This window comes from Cupriavidus sp. OV096 (assembly GCF_900115455.1).
Lineage (GTDB): Bacteria > Pseudomonadota > Gammaproteobacteria > Burkholderiales > Burkholderiaceae > Cupriavidus.
Map to the genome: position 1 here is coordinate 312,670 of NZ_FOWM01000002.1, position 18,684 is coordinate 331,353.

Sequence of the window (18,684 nt, forward strand, 5' to 3'; positions counted from 1 at the left end):
CCCGGCGCCTACTCCACCTTTAGCTTCGCCAGTTCCGGCTTCGGCGGCGGGTATGCCGGCTTGAGCTGCCGGAACACGGCCGCCACAATCTCGCCCACCATCAGGTTGCGGTGGGTCTTCGAGTCGGCCGGCACGACATACCAGGGGCAACTCGGCGTGGCCGTGGCCGCGATGGCAGCTTCGTAGGCTTCCTGATATTCCTTCCAGAACTTGCGCTCGGCCAGGTCCTGCGGGTCGAACTTCCAGTGCTTCTGGGGATCGGCGATGCGCGCCTCGAGCCGCGCCTTCTGCTCGTCCTTCGAAATATGGAGGAAGCACTTCACGATGGTCGTGCCGGTATCGGTCAGCAGGGATTCGAACGCGCGGATCTGCTTGTAGCGGCGCTCGCACTCGGCCTCATCGATCCAGCCATGCACGCGCGTGATCAGCACGTCCTCGTAGTGGCTGCGATTGAACAGCGCGATCTCGCCGGCGCGGGGCACCTGCGCGTGCACGCGCCACAGGTAGTCGCGCGCCAGTTCCTCGGCGGTAGGGGCCTTGAAGCTCACCACGCGGATGCCAAGCGGATCGAAGCTGCGGAAGACCGAGCGCACGGTGCCGTCCTTGCCGCTGGTATCCATGCCCTGCAGGATGACCAGCACCTTGCGGCGGTGCTCGGCGTAGAAGATGTCCTGGAGCGCGTCGAGTTCGCCCGAGAGGGCCTCCAGCCGCGCGAGGTCGGCGGCCTTGTCGCCCTGCGACAGCGGTTTGCTGTGCGGGTCGAAATCGGCCAGATTGAATTTTTTACTACTGGTGATGCGGAAATCGTCCAGCGTCATGGGGTCTCCGGTGGCGTGGCCTGCGGAGCCCCCATAGTCACGCGTTCAGTGCGGCGAGGTCAATAGTGCCTTCGAACACGGTGGTCGCCGGGCCGGTCATCTGCACGGGCTGGCCCGCGCCGTTCCAGGCGATGGTCAGGTCGCCGCCATGGGTGTGGACCTTGACCGGCGAGTCCAGCAGACCGCGCCGGATGCCGGCCACCACGGCCGCGCAGGCGCCCGTGCCGCAGGCCAGCGTCTCGCCGGCGCCGCGCTCGAACACGCGCAGCCGCACGGTGCTGCGGTCCACGATCTGCATGAAGCCGGCGTTCACCCGCTTCGGAAACGTCTGATGGTGTTCGATCACCGGGCCGTCCTGGAGCACCGGGAACTGCTCGGTATCGTCCACGACCTGCACCGCGTGCGGATTGCCCATCGACACCGGCGTGATCCACGCCGTGCGGCCGTTCACTTCGAGGCCATAGAGCGTGTCGTCGCCCTCGCGGCGTGTCGGCAGGCCCTCGGCGAGGAACGGCACGCGCGCCGGCGTCAGCTCGGGCGCGCCCATGTCCACCGTGACCTGGCCGTCGTCCTGCAGGGTCAGCGTGATCACGCCGTTCATCACCTCCACGCGCACCGAGCGCTTGTCGGTCATGCCCTTGTCCGTGACAAAGCGCACGAAACAGCGCGCGCCGTTGCCGCAATGCTCCACCTCGCCGCCATCGGCATTGAAGATCCGGTAGCGGAAGTCAACGTCCGGGCGCGTCGATTTCTCGACGATCAGGATCTGGTCCGCGCCCACGCCAAAGTGCCGGCTGGCGAGCGCGCGCCACTGGGCCTCGGTCAGGTCGAGCGTCTGGTGGATGCCGTCCAGCACGACGAAGTCGTTGCCGGCGCCGTGCATCTTGGTGAACTGGAGTTTCATGGCTCGGATTGTAGCTAGTAAATCTCTGGCTCGCCGGGTGGCCGATGCTTGAAGCGCTTGTGCACCCAGTAGTACTCGGTCACGCGCGGGCGGATGGCGTCCTCGAAGAAGGCGTTCATGCGCCGCGTGTCGTCGGTCACGCTGTCGCCGGGGTAGTCGTCCCAGGCGGGCAGGATGTGCAGCACATAGCCCTTGTAGTCGGGCAGCATCTCGGTATAGATCGGCACGACCTTGGCGCCGGTCAGCCGCGCCAGCCGCGACACGGAGGTCAGCGTGAGCGCCTCCACGCCGAAAAACGGCACGAATTCCGAGTCGCGCTCGCCGAAGTCCATGTCGGCGATCAGTTGCAGCGCCTCGCCCTTCTTCAGGCAGCGCAGGATGTTCCGCGCGCTGTCGTTGCGCGAGATCATGTTGGCGCCGAAGCGGCCACGCGCGTGCTTCAGGAAATCGTCGAACAGCGCGTTCTTCTGCTTTGTATACAGCGAAGCCCCGGAGCGGCCCACGTGGTCGCGCAGGTGGATGGTCAGCCGGATCGCGCCCGCCTCCACGCCCGAGAGGTGCATGGTCACGAGGATATGGGGCTTGCCGTCCAGCGCCACAAGGTTGGCCTGGTCGTCGATCTGCACCCAGCGGCGCATCTGCGCCTCGCTGCCGGTCCAGAAGATGCCGCGCTCGGCAAAGCTGCGGAAGATGTGGCGGAAGGTCTCGCGCGACATCTCGTCGATCTCGGCCTCGGATTTTTCCGGGAAACAGAGCCGCAGGTTGGCGCGCACCACCTCGCGGCGGCCGTTCGGAATCCGGTAAAGCAGGCCGCCCAGCCCTTCGCCGAAGCGCGCGACGAACGGATACGGCAACTTGCCCAGCACGGTCAGCAGGCCGATGCCGAGCCAGGTAAAGATTCGGCTCATTGGATGATGTCTTGGGGGGCCGCCTGCGGCTGGCTGGTCAGGTCGGGGGGCGGCGGGGCGCCGGTGGGCTGCTTGTAGCGGTTGTAGCCCCAGAGGTACTGGGTGGGCACCATCGCAATCGACTCCTCGACCGCGCGGTTGATCTGGGCGGCGGCGGCCTCCACCTCGGCGGCCAGCACGCCGCCACAGCCCACCAGGCGCATATGGCCGACATAGCCGGCGCCCTTGGGCAGGCGCTCGGCGAACATCATCACCACCGGCGCGTTGGTCAGGCGGTGCAGGCGGTGCACCAGCGTCATCGAATAGGCCGGCTTGCCGAAGAACGGCGCCCAGGCGCCGTCTCCGGCACTCGGCACCTGATCGGGCAGGATGCCGACGGCCTCGCCGCGCTTGAGCGCCTTGACCAGCATCCGCACACCGCGCGGCGTGGCAGGCGCCATCGAGATGCCCGGCCGGCTTCGCATCCGTTCGACGAAGTCGCGCAGCCACTGCTGGTGCGGCGGCTTGAACAGCACGGTTACGGGCCGATGCACCGCATGCGACTGCGGCAGCACTTCGAAACAGCCCAGGTGCGGGGTCAGGATGATGATGCCGTTGGCCTGCATCTGGAGCCGGTTCAGCGTGGGCCAGAGCGAGTCGTCGAAGTTGTAGAGCGCGGCGTCCAGCGTCTTGCGGCTCCAGAAGTACGGCATTTCCAGGATCAGGCGGCCCGTGGCGCGCGCGGCCTCGGCCAGCATGGCGTCGGTGACGTCCGGGTAGGCGTGGCGGAAGTTCTCGGTCAGGCGCTGGCCATAGCGGCCCGGTAGCCGCGCCGCGAGCAGGCCCAGCGCGCCGCCGATGGCGTGCAGCACGCGCAGGGGCAGGAGAGAGATGAGCCAGAAGATAAAGGTCATGGGGCCAAACGTGGAAATACGGGCAAAAAAGGCTTGTCGACGGGGAATCGCGCGCGAGGCAGGCACGGTATCGTACCGGCTACACGTCCTGCTGCCTCCGTGCGCGCGGTGCACTGTGCGGCGCGCCGCGCCGGAGTACTGCAGCGCACGCGGCAGGCGCGTATAATAGCCTGTATCGCCGAGTTAACTGACAACTTGCGGGGCGATGCCGCTCTCTCCAGAGCGGTCTGAAAATACCGCTAAAGCGTCGCCGCATCGTTTCCCGAGGGTGGCACGCAATAGCCGACTCACAGCCAATCTTGGCTAACCTTGGAGAAACAAGCTCGTGGCAAACGACTTCCTGTTCACTTCGGAATCTGTCTCCGAAGGCCATCCCGATAAAGTTGCTGACCAGATCTCGGACGCCGTCCTGGACGCCATCCTGGCCCAGGACAAGTACGCCCGCGTGGCGGCCGAGACGCTCTGCAACACCGGTCTGGTGGTGCTGGCCGGTGAAATTACCACCACGGCCAACGTGGACTACATCCAGGTCGCCCGCGACACCATCAAGCGCATCGGCTACGACAACACCGACTACGGCATCGACTACAAGGGTTGTGCCGTGCTGGTGGCGTACGACAAGCAGTCGCCGGACATCGCCCAGGGCGTGGACCGCGCCTCGGACGACTACCTGAACCAGGGTGCTGGCGACCAGGGCCTGATGTTCGGCTACGCGTGCGATGAGACGCCCGAACTGATGCCGTTCCCGATCTACTACGCACACCGTCTGGTGGAGCGCCAGTCGCAGCTGCGCCGTGACGGCCGCCTGTCCTGGCTGCGCCCGGACGCCAAGTCGCAGGTCACCGTGCGCTACCTCGACGGCCGCCCGCACAGCGTGGATACCGTCGTGCTGTCCACCCAGCACGCCCCGGACATCACCCAGGCCCAGATCCGCGAAGCCGTGATCGAGGAAATCATCAAGCCGGTGCTGCCGGCCGCGATGCTCAAGGACACCAAGTACCTGGTCAACCCGACCGGCCGCTTCGTGATTGGCGGCCCGCAGGGCGACTGCGGCCTGACCGGCCGCAAGATCATCGTCGACACCTACGGCGGCGCCTCGCCGCACGGTGGCGGCGCGTTCTCGGGCAAGGACCCGTCGAAAGTGGACCGCTCGGCCGCCTACGCCGCCCGCTACGTCGCCAAGAACGTGGTCGCCGCCGGCCTGGCGCGCCAGTGCCAGGTGCAGGTCAGCTACGCCATCGGCGTGGCCCGCCCGATCAACGTGACCGTGTACACGGAAGGCACCGGCAAGATCTCGGACGAGAAGATCGCCGAACTGGTGCAGGAGCATTTCGACCTGCGCCCGAAGGGCATCGTCCAGATGCTGGACCTGCTGCGCCCGATCTACGAAAAGAGCGCCGCCTACGGCCACTTTGGCCGCGAGGAGCCGGAGTTCTCGTGGGAAGCCACCGACAAGGCCGCCGTGCTGCGCGCCGCCGCCGGCCTGTAATCGGCCGTCCGGCAGTCAGGAACCCCGCCGGTCCTTCGGGACCTGCGGGGTTTTTTGTTATCTGGGCGCCACGTGGCACCCGCTGCGGCGCGGAGTAGAATCCCGCTCAACCGGACCTCCACGCCAAGACCATGACGACGCCGCTGAACCTGATCCGCACGCAGCCCTATACCGAATGGGCGCCCGACGTCACCCCCGAGGTGCGCGCCGACCTGCGCCGCCAGCTCGAGCAGGGCGCCGTGCTGTACTTCCCGAACCTGAATTTCCGCTTCCAGCCGGGCGAGGAGCGCTTCCTGGATGCCCGCTGGTCCGATGGCAAGTCGAAGAACATCAACCTGCGCGCCGATGACCGCGCCGTGCGCGGCGCCGCGGGCAGTGAGCAGGATCTGGCCGATCTCTACGCGCTGATCCGCCGCTATGCGGATTCCAGCGAGACGCTGATCCACACGCTGTTCCCCGAATATGTGACGCATATGACGCGCGCAGGCACGTCGCTGCGGCCCAGCGAGATCGCCGGCCGCCCGGTGAGCTGGCGCAAGGACGACACCCGCCTGCACGTGGACTCGTTTCCGTCCAATCCGATGCTGGGCAAGCGCCTGCTCCGCGTGTTCCACAACATCGACCCCGCCGCGCCGCGTGTGTGGCGCGTGGGCGAGCCGTTCGCGGATTTCGCCGCCCGCTTCGTGCCGAAAACGCATGGCATGTGGCCGGGGCAGGCGTGGCTGATGAAGCAGCTCCACATCACCAAGCGCACGCGGTCCGAGTACGACCACCGCATGCTCCAGCTGCACGACCTGGCCAAGGCCGACCTGGATTACCAGAAGACCGTGCCGCAGCAGGAGTTCCAGTTCCCGCCCGGTGCGACCTGGATCGTGTTCAGCGACCAGCTGCTCCACGCCGCCATGCGCGGCCGGGCGATGATGGAGCAGACCATCTACCTCGACCCGGCAGCCATCAGCGACCACACCCACTCGCCCGAGGCGGTGCTGTCGCACATGCTCGGCAAGCCGATGCTGGCGGCCTGAGCGCCGCCGATCGTCCCCGAGCGGACCCGATTCAGCGCAGCAACAGCTTCAGCATCGACGCGAAACGCTTGCCGTAAGGCGGCCGCAGCAGGCCGGCACCGTTCAGCCCGGCCTGATGGAACACCGGCTTGAGCTTGGAGAACGTCTCGAAGCCGGCCCGGCCGTGGTACACGCCCATGCCGCTCGGGCCCACGCCGCCGAAGGGCAGGTCGTCCTGGGCGATGTGGAACAGGGTGTCGTTAATGGTGACGCCGCCGGCCACGGTCTGGCGCATCACGTGGTCCACCACGTCGCGGCGACGGTCGAACAGATAGAGCGCCAGCGGCCGGGGCCGCGCATTGACGAAGCCGATGGCCTCGTCCACGGTGCGATAGGTCACCACGGGCAGCACCGGCCCGAAAATCTCCTCCTGCATCGCCATCACATCGCCGGGCACGTCCGTCAGCAGCACGGGCGGCAGGCGGCGCGCGTCGGCGTCCGGCGTGGCATCGGTCAGCGGCACCACGCCGGCGCCAGCCGCGCGCGCGGCGTCGATCATCGACACCAGCCGGCCAAAGTGGCGCGGGCTGATGATGCTGGTGTAGTCGGGGTTGCGGGCGAGGTCCGGATAGAGGCGGTTCACGCAGCGGCGCGCGGCCTCGGCAAAGCGGTCGCGCTGGTCCTCCGGCACCAGCACGTAGTCCGGGGCGATGCAGGTCTGGCCGGCGTTGAGCAGCTTGCCCACCACGATGCGCTCCACGGCGTGGTCGAAATCGGCATGGGGGCCGATGATGGCCGGCGACTTCCCGCCCAGCTCCAGCGTCACCGGCGTCAGGTTGGCGGCGGCGGCGCGCATCACGTGATGGCCGACGTGGGTCGAGCCGGTGAACAGCAGGTGGTCGAACGGCAGGGCGCTGAAGGTGGCGGCTACCTCGGCATCGCCGTTGATGACCGACACCTCATCCGGCGCGAAGGTGGCCTGCACCAGTTGGGCGAACAGGGCCGAGAACCGCGGCGTGTATTCGGACAGCTTGACCATGGCCCGGTTGCCGGCCACCAGCGCGCCAGTGAGCGGCCCCACGGTCAGGTAGAGCGGATAGTTCCACGGCACCACCACGCCCACCACGCCCAGCGGCTGCGGCATCAGGCGCGAGCGCCCCGGCAGGAACCACAGGCCGGTGCGGGCGCGGCGCTCGCGCATCCAGCGCCGGCCGTGCCGCAGTGCGTCATCGAGACCCGCCAGGCTCGGGAACACCTCCAGCAGCGCGGTTTCCTGCGGCGGCCGGTTGGTGAAGTCGGCGCTGATGGCGGCGGCGATGGCGTCGTGGTGGGTCTTCACCAGTTGCCGCAGCCGGCGCAGGCGGTCCGCGCGGATATCCCACGGCGGGGTCTGGTCATGCCGCGACGCCGCGCGCATGGCGTCGAACACCGATGACATGGCGGGAACTTCTCTCATCTGGCGGTCTCCTGGCTGTCCGAGGGGGCTGCATGGGAAGGGCGCAAGGCCCGCGCACCATCGCGCACCATAAGCCAGCCGCCCCGTTCCCGCAATGGAGGACGGCCCCCAAACGCCGCGTGCACCGGCCGCGGTCTTTTGCCGGTAGTCGCCCGGCTTCATTCCGCCGGCCCCAGCGCCTACACTGGATTTTCGCGGTGGGCCGGGGACACAGGCAGGCGAGGAGACAGATGGAAGCGATCTTTGACTATCTCGTCGTGGGGGCCGGCTCGGCCGGCTGCGCGCTCGCCGGCCGGCTGGCCGACAGCGGCACCGACTCCATCGGCCTGATCGAAACCGGCGGCCACGATCACCATGTGCTGGTGCGCACACCCGCCGGCTGCGGTGCGATGCTGCCGCGCGCCGGCCGCCGCAACTACGGCTACGAGACCGTGCCGCAGGCCGCGCTGGACGGCCGGCGCGGCTACCAGCCACGCGGCCGGGGCCTGGGCGGGTCATCGTCGATCAACGCCATGATCTATATGCGGGGCCGCCCGGCTGACTACGACGGCTGGGCCGCCGCCGGCTGCGACGGCTGGTCGTGGGACGACGTCCTGCCCGTCTTCCGCCGCGCCGAATGCAACGCCCGCGTGGCCGGCCACGACGACGATCCACTGCACGGCGGCACCGGCCCCCTCCACGTCAGCGACCTGTGCTCGCCCAACCCGTTCGGCCAGCATTTCCTCGATGCCGCCGAACTGGCCGGCCTGCCCCGCAACGACGATTTCAATGGCGACGAGCAGGAGGGCGCCGGCTGGTACCAGGTGACCCAGCACAACGGCGAGCGCTGGAACGCCGCGCGCGCCTACCTGCACGGCGGCAACGTGCGCGACCGCGCCTGCAACGGCGGGCGCTCGCACCTGCATGTGCTCACCGGCACGCAGGTGCTGCGGATCCTGTTCGAAGGGCGCCGCGCGGTGGGCGTGCTGGCCCGGCGCGATGGGGTGGAAGTGGTGCTGCGCGCGCGCCGCGAGGTCATCGTCAGCGCCGGCACGTTCGGCTCGCCGCAGTTGCTGATGGCGTCCGGCATCGGCCCGGCGGCGCATCTGCGCGGGCACGGCGTGGCCGTGGTGCACGACCTGCCCGGCGTGGGCGAGAACCTCCAGGACCATCTCGACATCATCCTGCACAAGCGCGTGGCGGCCACGGCGCTGTTCGGGATCTCGCTGGCCGGGGCCTGGCGGCTGCTGGCCGAGATGCGGCGCTACCGCCGCGAGAACGCCGGCATGATGACGTCGAATTTCGCCGAGGCGGGCGCCTTCGTGCGCAGCCGCCCGGACCTCGACGAGCCGGACCTGCAACTGCATTTCGTGGTGGGGATGGCGGACAACCACATGCGCCGCGTCAATCGCGGGCATGGTTATTCCTGCCATGTCTGCCTGCTGCGCCCGCGCAGCCGGGGCGTGGTGCGGCTGGTGTCGGCGGATATGCGCGAGGCGCCAGCCATCGATCCGCGCTACTTGTCCGATCCACAAGACATGGAAGGGATGGTCACCGGGCTGCGCATCGTGCGCGCCATTTTCGACCAGCCCCCGCTGGCCGCGTTTGGCGGCCGGGAGCTGTATTCGGCGGACCTGCGGCTCGATGGCAGCGACGATGACGCCGTGCGCGCGCTGATCCGCCGCCAGGCGGACACGATCTACCACCCCGTGGGCACCTGCCGCATGGGCATGGACCCGCTGGCGGTGGTGGACCCGCAGCTACGGGTGCGCGGCGTGGAGGGGCTGCGCGTGGTCGATGCGTCGATCATGCCGACGCTGGTCGGCGGCAACACCAACGCGCCCGCCATCATGATCGGCGAGCGCGCGCACGACCTGATCCGCTACGCGCCGCGCGTGACGCTGCGTATCCGCGAGTCGGTCGCTGGCGTGGCGGCGGACTGAAGCCGGTCGAACGTCAGCCGGCCATCCGGAACTGCCCCACGCAGTCGCGCAGCTTGCCGGCCTGCTCGTCCAGGGACTGGGCGGCGGCGGCGGCTTCCTCGACCAGCGCGGCGTTCTGCTGCGTGACCTGATCCATCTGGCCCACCGCGTGGCCCACCTGTTCGATGCCGGCGCTCTGCTCCTGCGAGGCAGCGGCGATCTCCGAGATGATGTCCGACACGCGCTTCACGGCCTGGCGGATCTCGGTCATCGTGCCGCCCACGCCGTGGGCCTGGGTCGAGCCGGTGCGCACGGTGTTCACCGAGGCCTCGATCAACTCCTTGATTTCCTTGGCGGCGCTGGACGAGCGCTGCGCCAGGCTGCGCACCTCGCCGGCCACGACCGCGAAGCCACGGCCCTGCTCGCCGGCGCGGGCGGCTTCCACGGCGGCGTTCAGCGCGAGGATGTTGGTCTGGAAGGCGATGCCCTCGATCAGGTTGGTGATCTCGGCGATGCGCTCGGAGCTGCCGCTGATGGCGCCCATCGTGTCCACCATCTGCTGCACGGCCTGGTTGCCGGCGTCGGCCACCTCGGCGGCGTTGGCCGCCAGCGAGCTGGCCTGGCGCGCGTTCTCGGCGTTCTGGCGCACGGTGGTGGTCAGTTCTTCCATGCTCGACGCGGTTTCCTCGAGCGACGCCGCCTGCTGCTCGGTGCGCGACGACAGGTCCACATTGCCGGCCGCGATCTGCCCGGCGGCCACGCCGACCGAATCGGTGGACTGGCGCACCTCGCGCAGGGTCTGCGCCACGCGCTCGATCAGCGCGTTGAAGGCGTGCGCGGTCTGGCCGATCTCGTCCATCCGCGCCACCGGCGCGCGATGGTCGAGGTCCAGCGTCTGGCTCACGTGCTCGAGCGTGCCCTGGATGTCGGCCAGGCTGTGCTTGATGCGCCGATAGAGCGACACGGCCATGAAGACGATGAAGCCCACCACGAGCGCGATGACGACCAGGAACAGCCGCACCACGTGGGTGTGCTGGGCCTTGTTCTCGGCCACGGCGGCGTCGCCCATCTTGGTGTTGTATTCGACGTGCGTGTCGATGGCCTTGCGAAGTGCCCGATACGACGCATTCAGCGTGCCGTCGGTCAGCATCTTCTGCGTGGCCGCGTAGTCGTTGTTATTGGAGCGGTCGAGGAAAGTGGCGAATTCGGCACGATACTGTTTCGCGGCCTCGCGGTCCGCCTCCAGCAGCTTGCGGTCGGCGTCGTCGGAGATGTCTTCGCGCTCATAGGTGGCGATGAGTTCGTCGAAACGTTTGCTGGCCTTGTCGAGCGAGACCTCGGCCTCTTGCTTGGCGACGTTGTCGTCGGTCATCGCGTGGCGATGCAGCAACACGCGCATCGACGCCACGGCGTCATAGACGCCGTTCAGGTGCCGTACGCTGGCGAGCGTGTTGTCGTTGAAGTATTCGAGGCGGTCTTCGGACCGGTTGAGTTGCCAGATGCCGCCGAAGCCGACAGATATAAGGGCGAACACGGCGAGGGACAGCGTGAGAAGCAGGCGTTGACTGATATTCATGGGGTGTGGACGGCACATGCTTTGTCGCAGTGCTCGGAGTGGCGACTGGAATGCAGGCAGGCTCGTAGCCCGTCGCCTCAACGTTTACGGCGCCCCTCGCTACCCCTGAAGCGGCTTTTGATGCGCTGCGCCATTTCCTAGTGCGATTTCCGGACAAAAACGGGCAGTTCCGCCATCAAGCCGGCCACGCCCGAACCGCCACGCGCTGCAATGTGATGGGATCGGCATCTAACGTCCCGAACACGCGCCCGTGCTGCCGCCCGAGCCGGCTGGCGACGAACAGTTCGGCCGATTCCGGGTCCGCATGGGCGATCATCAGCGCCGCCTGCGCGGTCAGCACCAGCCCCTGTGCGAAGCGGCGCGCGCTCGCTTCGAGTTGATCGGCAGGCTCGCGCAGCATGCCCTGCAGCGAGGCCAACTCGGCACGCACCGCCGCATGGCCGTGGGAGAGGCGGGCGAGGTCCTGCAGCACGCGCGCGCCATCGTCGGGATTGCGTTGCAGGGCGCGCAGCACGTCCAGGCACATCACGTTGCCCGAGCCTTCCCAGATCGAATTGACCGGCGCCTCGCGGTAGAGCCGCGCCATCGGGCCTTCCTCGACATAGCCGTTGCCGCCCCAGACCTCCATGGCCTCGCCAGTGGCTTCCAGCGCGCGTTTGCAGATCCAGAACTTGGCGGCCGGCGTGACCACGCGCTTCCACGCGGCGGCGAGCGGGTCGTCGTCGGCATGCTCGAAGGCGTGGGCGAGGGCCATCATCATCTGCGTGGCGGCCTCGGACTCCAGGGCGAGGTCGGCCAGCACGTTGCGCATCAGCGGCTGGTCGGCCAGCAGCTTGCCGAACGCCATGCGGTGGCGCGCGTGATGGAGCGACTGCACCAGCGCCGCGCGCAGCAGGGCCGCGCTGCCGATCACGCAGTCGAGCCGGGTGTTGGTGGCCATCTCGATGATGGTGGGGATGCCGCGGCCTTCCTCGCCGATCAGGATGCCCGTGGCGCCCCGGAACTCGACCTCGCTGCTCGCGTTGGAGCGGTTGCCGAGCTTGTCCTTGAGGCGCTGGATTTCGATCGGGTTCTTGCTGCCATCGTCACGGAAGCGTGGCACGAAGAAGCACGAGAGCGGCCCCTCGGGGCCACCCATGCGCGCCACGACCAGATGGGCGTCGCACATCGGCGCGGAGAAAAACCACTTGTGGCCCGTCAGCGCGTATTCGGCGCCCCGGCCCTCGCCGCGCATGGGCAGGGCGACGGTGGTGTTGGCGCGTACGTCGGAGCCGCCCTGCTTCTCGGTCATGCCCATGCCGATCATCACGGCGGTCTTGTCGCGCCAGGGCAGGTCGCGGGCGTCGTGCTCGGCGGCATAGAGCCGGGGTTCGAGGTCGCGGAACAGCGCGGGTTCCTTGCGCAGCACCGGAATGCTGGCCAGCGTCATGGTGGTGGGGCAGAGCGAGCCCGACTCCACCTGGGCCTGGAGGAAGTAGCCGGCCGTGCGCGCGGCCCAGGCGCCGGGGCGCGGCTGGGCGAAGGGCAGCGCCTGCAACTGCTGGCCGCGCAGCAGCCCGAGCAGGGCGTGCCAGGACGGATGGAAGGTCACCGCGTCGATGCGCTCGCCGGTGCGGCTGTGGGTGTGGAGTTCCGGCGTCAGGCGGTTGGCATCGGCGGCCCACGCCTGCACCTCGGGTTCGCCAAGCCGGGCGCCGAAGGCCCCGAGCGCGCCGGCGTGCCATCCGCCACCGAGCCGTTCCAGCGCGGCCCGCAGGCCGGGGTCGGTCTCGAACAGGTTGTAGCCGGAGAGGTCCGGCACCTGATTGAACACGGCGTGGGTCGCTGCGCTGGAATCGGACATGGCGGCTCCTGGAGATGGGGCGGGCTGCGTCGATGGTACGGCCGATGGTACGGCAACTGCCGCGTTCGGGAAACGCGCGCATTCCCGGGCAAAATGCGCTGGGACGTCCACATCGTCCGCCATCGTGCAGCGCAGCATTGGTCAGTCGATACCCAGTCGATACCATCATGCACGGCAGTCGCAACGAAATTCCGGGTGGCGCCGGGCGGGGGCTTGTGCTTAAATTCACCCCGTTGGATGAAACAGGGGTGCCGTACGGATGGGCCGTGCGGCTGAGAGAGTCCCTTCGAACCCGATCCGGCTAGTACCGGCGTGGGAAGTTTCACTGAATACCGAACAGCTCCTGTCCCGCAACGGGACCTCGCCGCCGGCTCTGCCGCGCAGCGGGCTCACAGGGCTCCTGGTTTCGTCCATCCCCCGCAAGAGAGAGGACGACACCCATGGCCCGCACTGCCCCCGCCGCATCGTTTGAATCGCTCGAGAGCGATCTCGACCAGAAATTCGCCTACCCGGCTTCCAGCAAGACCTACCTGACCGGCAGCCGTCCGGACCTGCGCGTGCCGCTGCGCACGATCCTGCAGACGTCCACGCGCACCGACAAGGGCGAGATGGCGAATCCGCCGATCCCCGTCTACGACACTTCGGGCCCGTACAGCGACCCGGACATCCATATCGACCTGAAGTCCGGCCTGCCCGGCGTGCGCACCCGCTGGATCGAGGAGCGCGGCGACACCGAGGTGCTGTCGGGCCTGTCGTCCGAATATGGCCGCGACCGCGCCAATGACCCGGCCACGGCGCACCTGCGCTTTGCCCAGCTGACCAACCCGCGCCGTGCCAAGGCGGGCGCCAATGTGTCGCAGATGCACTACGCGCGCCAGGGCATCATCACGGCGGAAATGGAATACGTGGCGCTGCGCGAGTCGCTGAACCTCCAGGCGCTCTACGACAAGCCCGAGTACAAGGCCCTGCTGCGCCAGCATCCGGGCAACGCGCTCGGCGCGAACCTGCCGCTGCGCCCCGAGGACATGACCCCGGAGTTCGTGCGCAAGGAAATCGCCGCCGGCCGCGCCATCATCCCCGCCAACATCAACCACACGGAACTGGAGCCGATGGCCATCGGCCGGAACTTCCGCGTCAAGATCAACGGCAACCTCGGCAATTCGGCCGTGACCTCCTCGCTGGCCGAGGAAGTGGAAAAGATGGTCTGGTCGATCCGCTGGGGCGCTGACACCATCATGGATCTGTCCACCGGCAAGCACATCCACGAGACGCGCGAGTGGATCCTGCGCAACTCGCCGGTGCCCATCGGCACGGTGCCGATCTACCAGGCGCTGGACAAGACCGGCGGCATCGCCGAGGACCTGACCTGGGAGATGTTCCGCGACACGCTGATCGAGCAGGCCGAGCAGGGCGTGGACTACTTCACGATCCACGCCGGCGTGCTGCTGCGCTACGTGCCGATGACGGCCGACCGCGTGACGGGCATCGTCTCGCGCGGCGGCTCGATCATGGCCAAGTGGTGCCTGGCGCACCACAAGGAAAACTTCCTGTACACGCACTTCGATGAGATCTGCGAAATCATGAAGGCCTACGACGTGTCGTTCAGCCTCGGCGACGGCCTGCGTCCGGGTTGCATCGCGGACTCCAACGACGACGCCCAGTTCGGCGAACTGCGCACCCTGGGCGAGCTGACCGCCAAGGCGTGGGAGCATGACGTGCAGGTGATGATCGAAGGCCCGGGCCACGTGCCGCTCCAGCGCATCCAGGCCAATATGGACGAGGAACTCAAGCACTGCTACGAGGCCCCGTTCTACACCCTCGGACCGCTGGTGACGGACATCGCCCCCGGCTACGACCACATCACCAGCGGCATCGGTGCGGCCAATATCGGCTGGATGGGCACGGCCATGCTGTGCTACGTCACGCCCAAGGAGCACCTGGGGTTGCCGGACAAGGAAGACGTGCGCGAGGGCATCATCACGTACAAGATTGCCGCCCACGCCGCCGACCTCGCCAAGGGCTGGCCGGGCGCGCAGCTGCGCGATAATGCGCTGTCCAAGGCCCGCTTCGAGTTCCGCTGGGAAGACCAGTTCAACCTGGGCCTCGATCCGGAGCGCGCGCGCTCGTTCCACGATGCCACGCTGCCGGCCGAGGGCGCCAAGATCGCGCATTTCTGCTCGATGTGCGGCCCGAAGTTCTGCTCGATGAAGATCACCCAGGAAGTGCGCGACTACGCGGCATCGCTGCCCGCAGCCGAGCGCGGCATGGAGGAGAAATCGATCGAGTTCGTGAAGTCCGGCTCGAAGATTTACTCGTAATTCAACTGGAGACCGCGCGGCGCCACCCCCACCCGGGCGCCCGCGGCGAATACACCCATGACAGCAGTAAAGTCCTTCGATGTCGCCATTCTTGGCGCCGGCCTGGCCGGGCGTTTGTGCGCCTGGCTGCTGGTGCGTGCCGGTGCCCGCGTGGCGCTGGTCGAGCGTGGCGGCCCCGACGGCACCGGCGCGGCCGCCCATGTGGCCGCCGCCATGCTTGCCCCGCTGGCCGAGTCGGCCATCGCGGAGCGGCGTATCGTCGATCTCGGCATGGCCAGCGTTGACCTGTGGCGTGCCTGGATCCAGGAATTGCCCGAGCCCGTGTTCTTCCAGGAAGACGGCACGCTGGTGGTCTGGCACGCGCGGGACCGCAGCGAGGTGTCGCTGTTCACGGGCCGCATGCGCGCCGTGGCGCCGCCGGAACTGGTGCGGGAGCGGCTGGCCGTGCTCGACGGCGCCGGCGTGGCTGCCGTGGAGCCGGAGCTGGCCGGGCGCTTCCCGCAGGGCCTGCTGCTCAAGGGCGAAGGCCAGCTGGACAACCGTGGCGCGCTGCGCGCGCTGCTCGACTGCGCGGTCAAGGAAGGCGTGCATTGCATCTGGGAGGCTGGCGATGTCGATATCGACCTGCTGCCCCAGTTCGACATCCGCGCCAACGTGGTGCTGGACTGCCGCGGCCTGGGCGCGCGCGACGCGTGGTGCGACCCAACGGCCGAGCCCGGCGTGGTCAAGCCCGGCCTGCGCGGCCTGCGCGGCGAGGTGGTGCGCGTGCACGCGCCCGACGTGAAGCTGCATCGGCCCATCCGCCTGCTGCATCCGCGCTACCCCATCTATATCGCGCCCAAGCCGAACGACCTGTACGTGATCGGCGCGACCGAAATCGAGAGCGAGGACGACTCGCCGATGAGCGTGCGTTCCGCGCTGGAACTGCTCTCGGCGGCGCACTCGCTGCACCCCGCGTTCGGCGAGGCCCGCGTGCTGGAGCTGAACGTGCAGCGCCGGCCCACGCGGCCGGACCACCTGCCGGCGATCCGCGTGGACCAGCAGGCGCGCGTGGTGCGTGTGAATGGCTTGTACCGGCATGGCTGGCTGATTGCGCCGGCCGTGACCGAGGCCGCCTGCGCCGTGGTGCGCGCGTTGCTGGCCGGCGACCCGGCCGCGCACGCGGTGCCGGCGTCGCTGCGCTGGCCGGGCCTGATCCAGTCCGTCGAGGAGCCCGCCCAGGTGCGCGGCACGGCGGTGCCCGGATTGGGCAGCCTGCTGCATTAGGAACACGCCCAGAACCCGCCCAGATCATGGAAATTATGCTCAACGGCAAGCTGCTGAACCTGCCCGAGGCCGCCACGCTGGCGGACGCGGTGACAGCGGCTGCCATCGCGCCCCCGTTCGCCGCGGCGGTCAACGGCCAGTTCGTGCCGCGCACCGCCCATGCCGCCACGCCGCTTGCGGCGGGCGACCACATCGACCTCGTGCAACCCGTGACGGGAGGCTGATCCATCATGACTTTCGAACCCGCTGAAACCCTGCGCGACCCGTTCGTGCTCTATGGCGAATCCTTCGCCTCGCGCCTGCTGCTCGGCACGGCGCGCTATCCGTCGCCGGCCACGCTGCAGGCGGCCGTGGAAGCCAGCCGTCCCGCCATGATCACCGTGGCGCTGCGCCGCCAGAGCGCGGTGGGCGGCGGTGATGGCCAGACGCTCGGCGGCCAGGCGTTCTGGCAGATGCTGCGCGATCTGGGCGTGCCGGTGCTGCCGAATACCGCCGGCTGCTTCACGGCACAGGAAGTCATCACCACAGCGATGATGGCGCGCGAGGTCTTCGAGACCGACTGGATCAAGCTGGAACTGATCGGCGACGACTACACGCTTCAGCCGGACACGCTGAACATGCCCGCCGTGGCCGAGACGCTGATCAAGGAAGGTTTCAAGGTGCTGCCGTACTGCACCGAGGATCTGGTGCTGTGCCGCCGCCTGCTGGACGTGGGCTGCCAGGCGCTGATGCCGTGGGCTGCGCCGATCGGCACGGGCCGGGGCGCCGCCAATCCGCTGGCCATGCGCACGCTGCGCGACCGCCTGCCGGACACGCCGCTGATCGTCGATGCCGGGCTGGGCCTGCCGTCGCATGCGGCGCAGGTGCTGGAGTGGGGCTATGACGGCGTGCTGCTGAACACCGCCGTCGCACAGTCCGCCTACCCGGTGAACATGGCCCGCGCATTCGCGCTGGCCGTGGAGGCCGGCCGCACCGCCTATCTGGCCGGGCCGATGCCCGAGCGCGACGTGGCGCAGGCCAGCACGCCGGTGGTCGGCATGCCGTTCTGGCACGCCGAAGGCGCGGAGGACCGCGCATGACGCGCCCCGGCGTGGCCGCGGCCATCGATTCCGCGCTGTTCGACACCCTGGTCGCCCGCTTTGGCGCCACCTTCGGCCATGACGACGCCCCGTGGCGTGCATGGCCCATCGCCAACGCTCCGGCCGCGCCGGGCCGCCACGACGTGGTGCTGGCCGATGGCGAGGCCACGGCGGACGCCATCGCCCAATTGACCGCAGCCGGCGCGGTGCTGATCGAGACCGACCGCGAGGGCGGCCGCTGGATCGACACGGTGCGTTCGCCGATGGGCACCTGGGTGCTGGATGCCCCCGCCCAGGCCGATGACGACGACGGCGATACGCCGCACCCGCCGGCCTTCGTGGCCGTGCTGCTGGCGGCGCTGGCGCTGCACTTCCCGGCCCACGACGCGCTGTGCATCGCCCGCGCGTGGCAGCCGGGCCGCCAGGACTGGCCGACCGATTTCGCCCGCTTCCCACGCGTGCGCCACGCCGCGCTGGCCTCGCCCGACGCATCGCCCAAGCCCTTCGCGCCGTGCCCGCCGGACCTCGGCCTGTACGCGGTAGTGCCGAGCGCGGAGTGGATCGAGCGGCTGGTGCCGCTGGCCGTGCCGACCGTGCAGTTGCGTTTCAAGTCGGATGACGCGGCGGCGGTCAAGGCCGAAGTGGCCCGCGCCGCCAAGGCCGCCAAGGGGCAGGCATCGCGCCTGTTCATCAACGATCACTGGCGCGTGGCGCTCGACCACCATGCGGCGATGGGTGGCGACAGCGGCATCTACGGCATCCACCTGGGTCAGGAAGACCTCGACGAGGCCGATCTCGCGGCGATTCGCGCCTCCGGGCTGCGTCTGGGCGTGTCCACCCACGGCTACGCCGAGATGCTGCGCGTGGCCGCCATCGGCCCCAGCTATCTGGCGCTCGGGGCGATCTTCCCGACCACGACCAAGGTCATGCCGACCGCGCCGCAGGGCATGGGCCGCTTCCGGGCCTATGTGGCGCTGATGCAGCCGGTGGTGCCCGCGCTGGTGGGCATCGGCGGAGTGAACGGGAGCAATCTGCGCGAAGTGCTCGACGTGGGCGTCGGCAGCGCCGCCGTGGTGCGCGCGGTGACCGAGGCCAGCGACGTGCCGGCGGCGGTGGCCTCGCTCACCGCATTGTTTGGGCGCTGACCGCCCAGCCGGCTGGCACGGCCCCTGAAATCCGCATATCCTCTCCGCTCCACCGAACACAATGGATCGAGGTTCCGCCATACG

15 protein-coding genes and 1 riboswitch are annotated in these 18,684 nt (G+C 68.8%); of the genes, 8 read left to right on the forward strand and 7 right to left on the reverse strand.

What is annotated here, in order from left to right:
• Nucleotides 1-8: 8 nt before the first annotated feature.
• The 4 genes from BM115_RS05420 to BM115_RS05435 are packed head-to-tail and all read right to left on the reverse strand — an operon-like array spanning nucleotide 9 to nucleotide 3,523.
• The gene (locus BM115_RS05420; protein ID WP_092291421.1) at nucleotides 9-818 is read right to left on the reverse strand and encodes a polyphosphate kinase 2 family protein; all 810 of its coding nucleotides are present in this window, start codon (nucleotides 816-818) and stop codon (nucleotides 9-11) included.
• Nucleotides 819-855: 37 nt separating this feature from the next.
• The gene (dapF, locus tag BM115_RS05425) at nucleotides 856-1,722 is read right to left on the reverse strand and encodes a diaminopimelate epimerase (RefSeq protein ID WP_092291423.1); all 867 of its coding nucleotides are present in this window, start codon (nucleotides 1,720-1,722) and stop codon (nucleotides 856-858) included.
• Nucleotides 1,723-1,736: 14 nt separating this feature from the next.
• Nucleotides 1,737-2,630 carry a lipid A biosynthesis lauroyl acyltransferase gene (locus tag BM115_RS05430; protein WP_092291425.1) on the reverse strand — a complete coding sequence of 298 codons (894 nt, stop codon included), beginning with the start codon at nucleotides 2,628-2,630 and terminating at the stop codon, nucleotides 1,737-1,739.
• Nucleotides 2,627-3,523, reverse strand: a complete 897-nt coding sequence (locus BM115_RS05435) for a lysophospholipid acyltransferase family protein (protein WP_092291427.1) — start codon at nucleotides 3,521-3,523, stop codon at nucleotides 2,627-2,629. Before BM115_RS05435 ends, BM115_RS05430 begins: the two co-directional genes overlap by 4 nt.
• Nucleotides 3,524-3,848: 325 nt before the next feature.
• Between BM115_RS05435 and metK the strand changes: the two genes are divergently transcribed.
• Together metK and BM115_RS05445 are read left to right on the forward strand one after the other, a co-directional pair.
• Nucleotides 3,849-5,012: a methionine adenosyltransferase gene (metK, locus tag BM115_RS05440; protein WP_092291429.1), complete on the forward strand. Its 1,164-nt coding sequence runs from the start codon at nucleotides 3,849-3,851 to the stop codon at nucleotides 5,010-5,012.
• 131 nt (nucleotides 5,013-5,143) lie between these two features.
• On the forward strand, nucleotides 5,144-6,037 hold the full coding sequence (locus tag BM115_RS05445) for a Kdo hydroxylase family protein (protein WP_092291430.1): 894 nt from the start codon (nucleotides 5,144-5,146) through the stop codon (nucleotides 6,035-6,037).
• A 31-nt stretch (nucleotides 6,038-6,068) separates the two neighbouring features.
• On the opposite strand, the gene BM115_RS05450 is transcribed toward BM115_RS05445, so the two are convergent.
• Complete coding sequence (locus BM115_RS05450) at nucleotides 6,069-7,472, reverse strand: coniferyl aldehyde dehydrogenase (protein ID WP_092291432.1); 1,404 nt, start codon at nucleotides 7,470-7,472, stop codon at nucleotides 6,069-6,071.
• 230 nt (nucleotides 7,473-7,702) lie between these two features.
• Between BM115_RS05450 and BM115_RS05455 the strand changes: the two genes are divergently transcribed.
• Complete coding sequence (locus BM115_RS05455) at nucleotides 7,703-9,394, forward strand: GMC family oxidoreductase (RefSeq protein WP_092291434.1); 1,692 nt, start codon at nucleotides 7,703-7,705, stop codon at nucleotides 9,392-9,394.
• A gap of 13 nt (nucleotides 9,395-9,407) precedes the next feature.
• Here BM115_RS05455 and BM115_RS05460 read toward each other — a convergent pair whose 3' ends face one another.
• Both BM115_RS05460 and BM115_RS05465 read right to left on the reverse strand, forming a co-directional pair.
• The gene (locus BM115_RS05460) at nucleotides 9,408-10,949 is read right to left on the reverse strand and encodes a methyl-accepting chemotaxis protein (RefSeq protein ID WP_092291436.1); all 1,542 of its coding nucleotides are present in this window, start codon (nucleotides 10,947-10,949) and stop codon (nucleotides 9,408-9,410) included.
• Between the two features lie 175 nt (nucleotides 10,950-11,124).
• Complete coding sequence (locus BM115_RS05465) at nucleotides 11,125-12,792, reverse strand: acyl-CoA dehydrogenase family protein (RefSeq protein ID WP_092291438.1); 1,668 nt, start codon at nucleotides 12,790-12,792, stop codon at nucleotides 11,125-11,127.
• 234 nt (nucleotides 12,793-13,026) lie between these two features.
• Nucleotides 13,027-13,128: riboswitch (TPP riboswitch) on the forward strand.
• A gap of 104 nt (nucleotides 13,129-13,232) precedes the next feature.
• Between BM115_RS05465 and thiC the strand changes: the two genes are divergently transcribed.
• The 5 genes from thiC to BM115_RS05490 are packed head-to-tail and all read left to right on the forward strand — an operon-like array spanning nucleotide 13,233 to nucleotide 18,600.
• Nucleotides 13,233-15,110, forward strand: a complete 1,878-nt coding sequence (gene thiC / locus BM115_RS05470) for a phosphomethylpyrimidine synthase ThiC (protein ID WP_092291440.1) — start codon at nucleotides 13,233-13,235, stop codon at nucleotides 15,108-15,110.
• Nucleotides 15,111-15,167: 57 nt separating this feature from the next.
• The gene (locus BM115_RS05475) at nucleotides 15,168-16,376 is read left to right on the forward strand and encodes an FAD-dependent oxidoreductase (protein WP_092291442.1); all 1,209 of its coding nucleotides are present in this window, start codon (nucleotides 15,168-15,170) and stop codon (nucleotides 16,374-16,376) included.
• A 26-nt stretch (nucleotides 16,377-16,402) separates the two neighbouring features.
• Nucleotides 16,403-16,600, forward strand: coding sequence for a sulfur carrier protein ThiS (gene thiS, locus BM115_RS05480; RefSeq protein WP_092291444.1), 198 nt, complete (start codon nucleotides 16,403-16,405; stop codon nucleotides 16,598-16,600).
• 6 nt (nucleotides 16,601-16,606) lie between these two features.
• A complete protein-coding gene (locus tag BM115_RS05485; RefSeq protein WP_092291446.1) occupies nucleotides 16,607-17,455 on the forward strand; it encodes a thiazole synthase in 849 nt (282 codons plus the stop codon).
• Nucleotides 17,452-18,600 carry a thiamine phosphate synthase gene (locus BM115_RS05490; RefSeq protein WP_092291448.1) on the forward strand — a complete coding sequence of 383 codons (1,149 nt, stop codon included), beginning with the start codon at nucleotides 17,452-17,454 and terminating at the stop codon, nucleotides 18,598-18,600. The genes BM115_RS05485 and BM115_RS05490 overlap by 4 nt, the downstream gene beginning before the upstream one ends.
• Nucleotides 18,601-18,684: the final 84 nt, after the last annotated feature.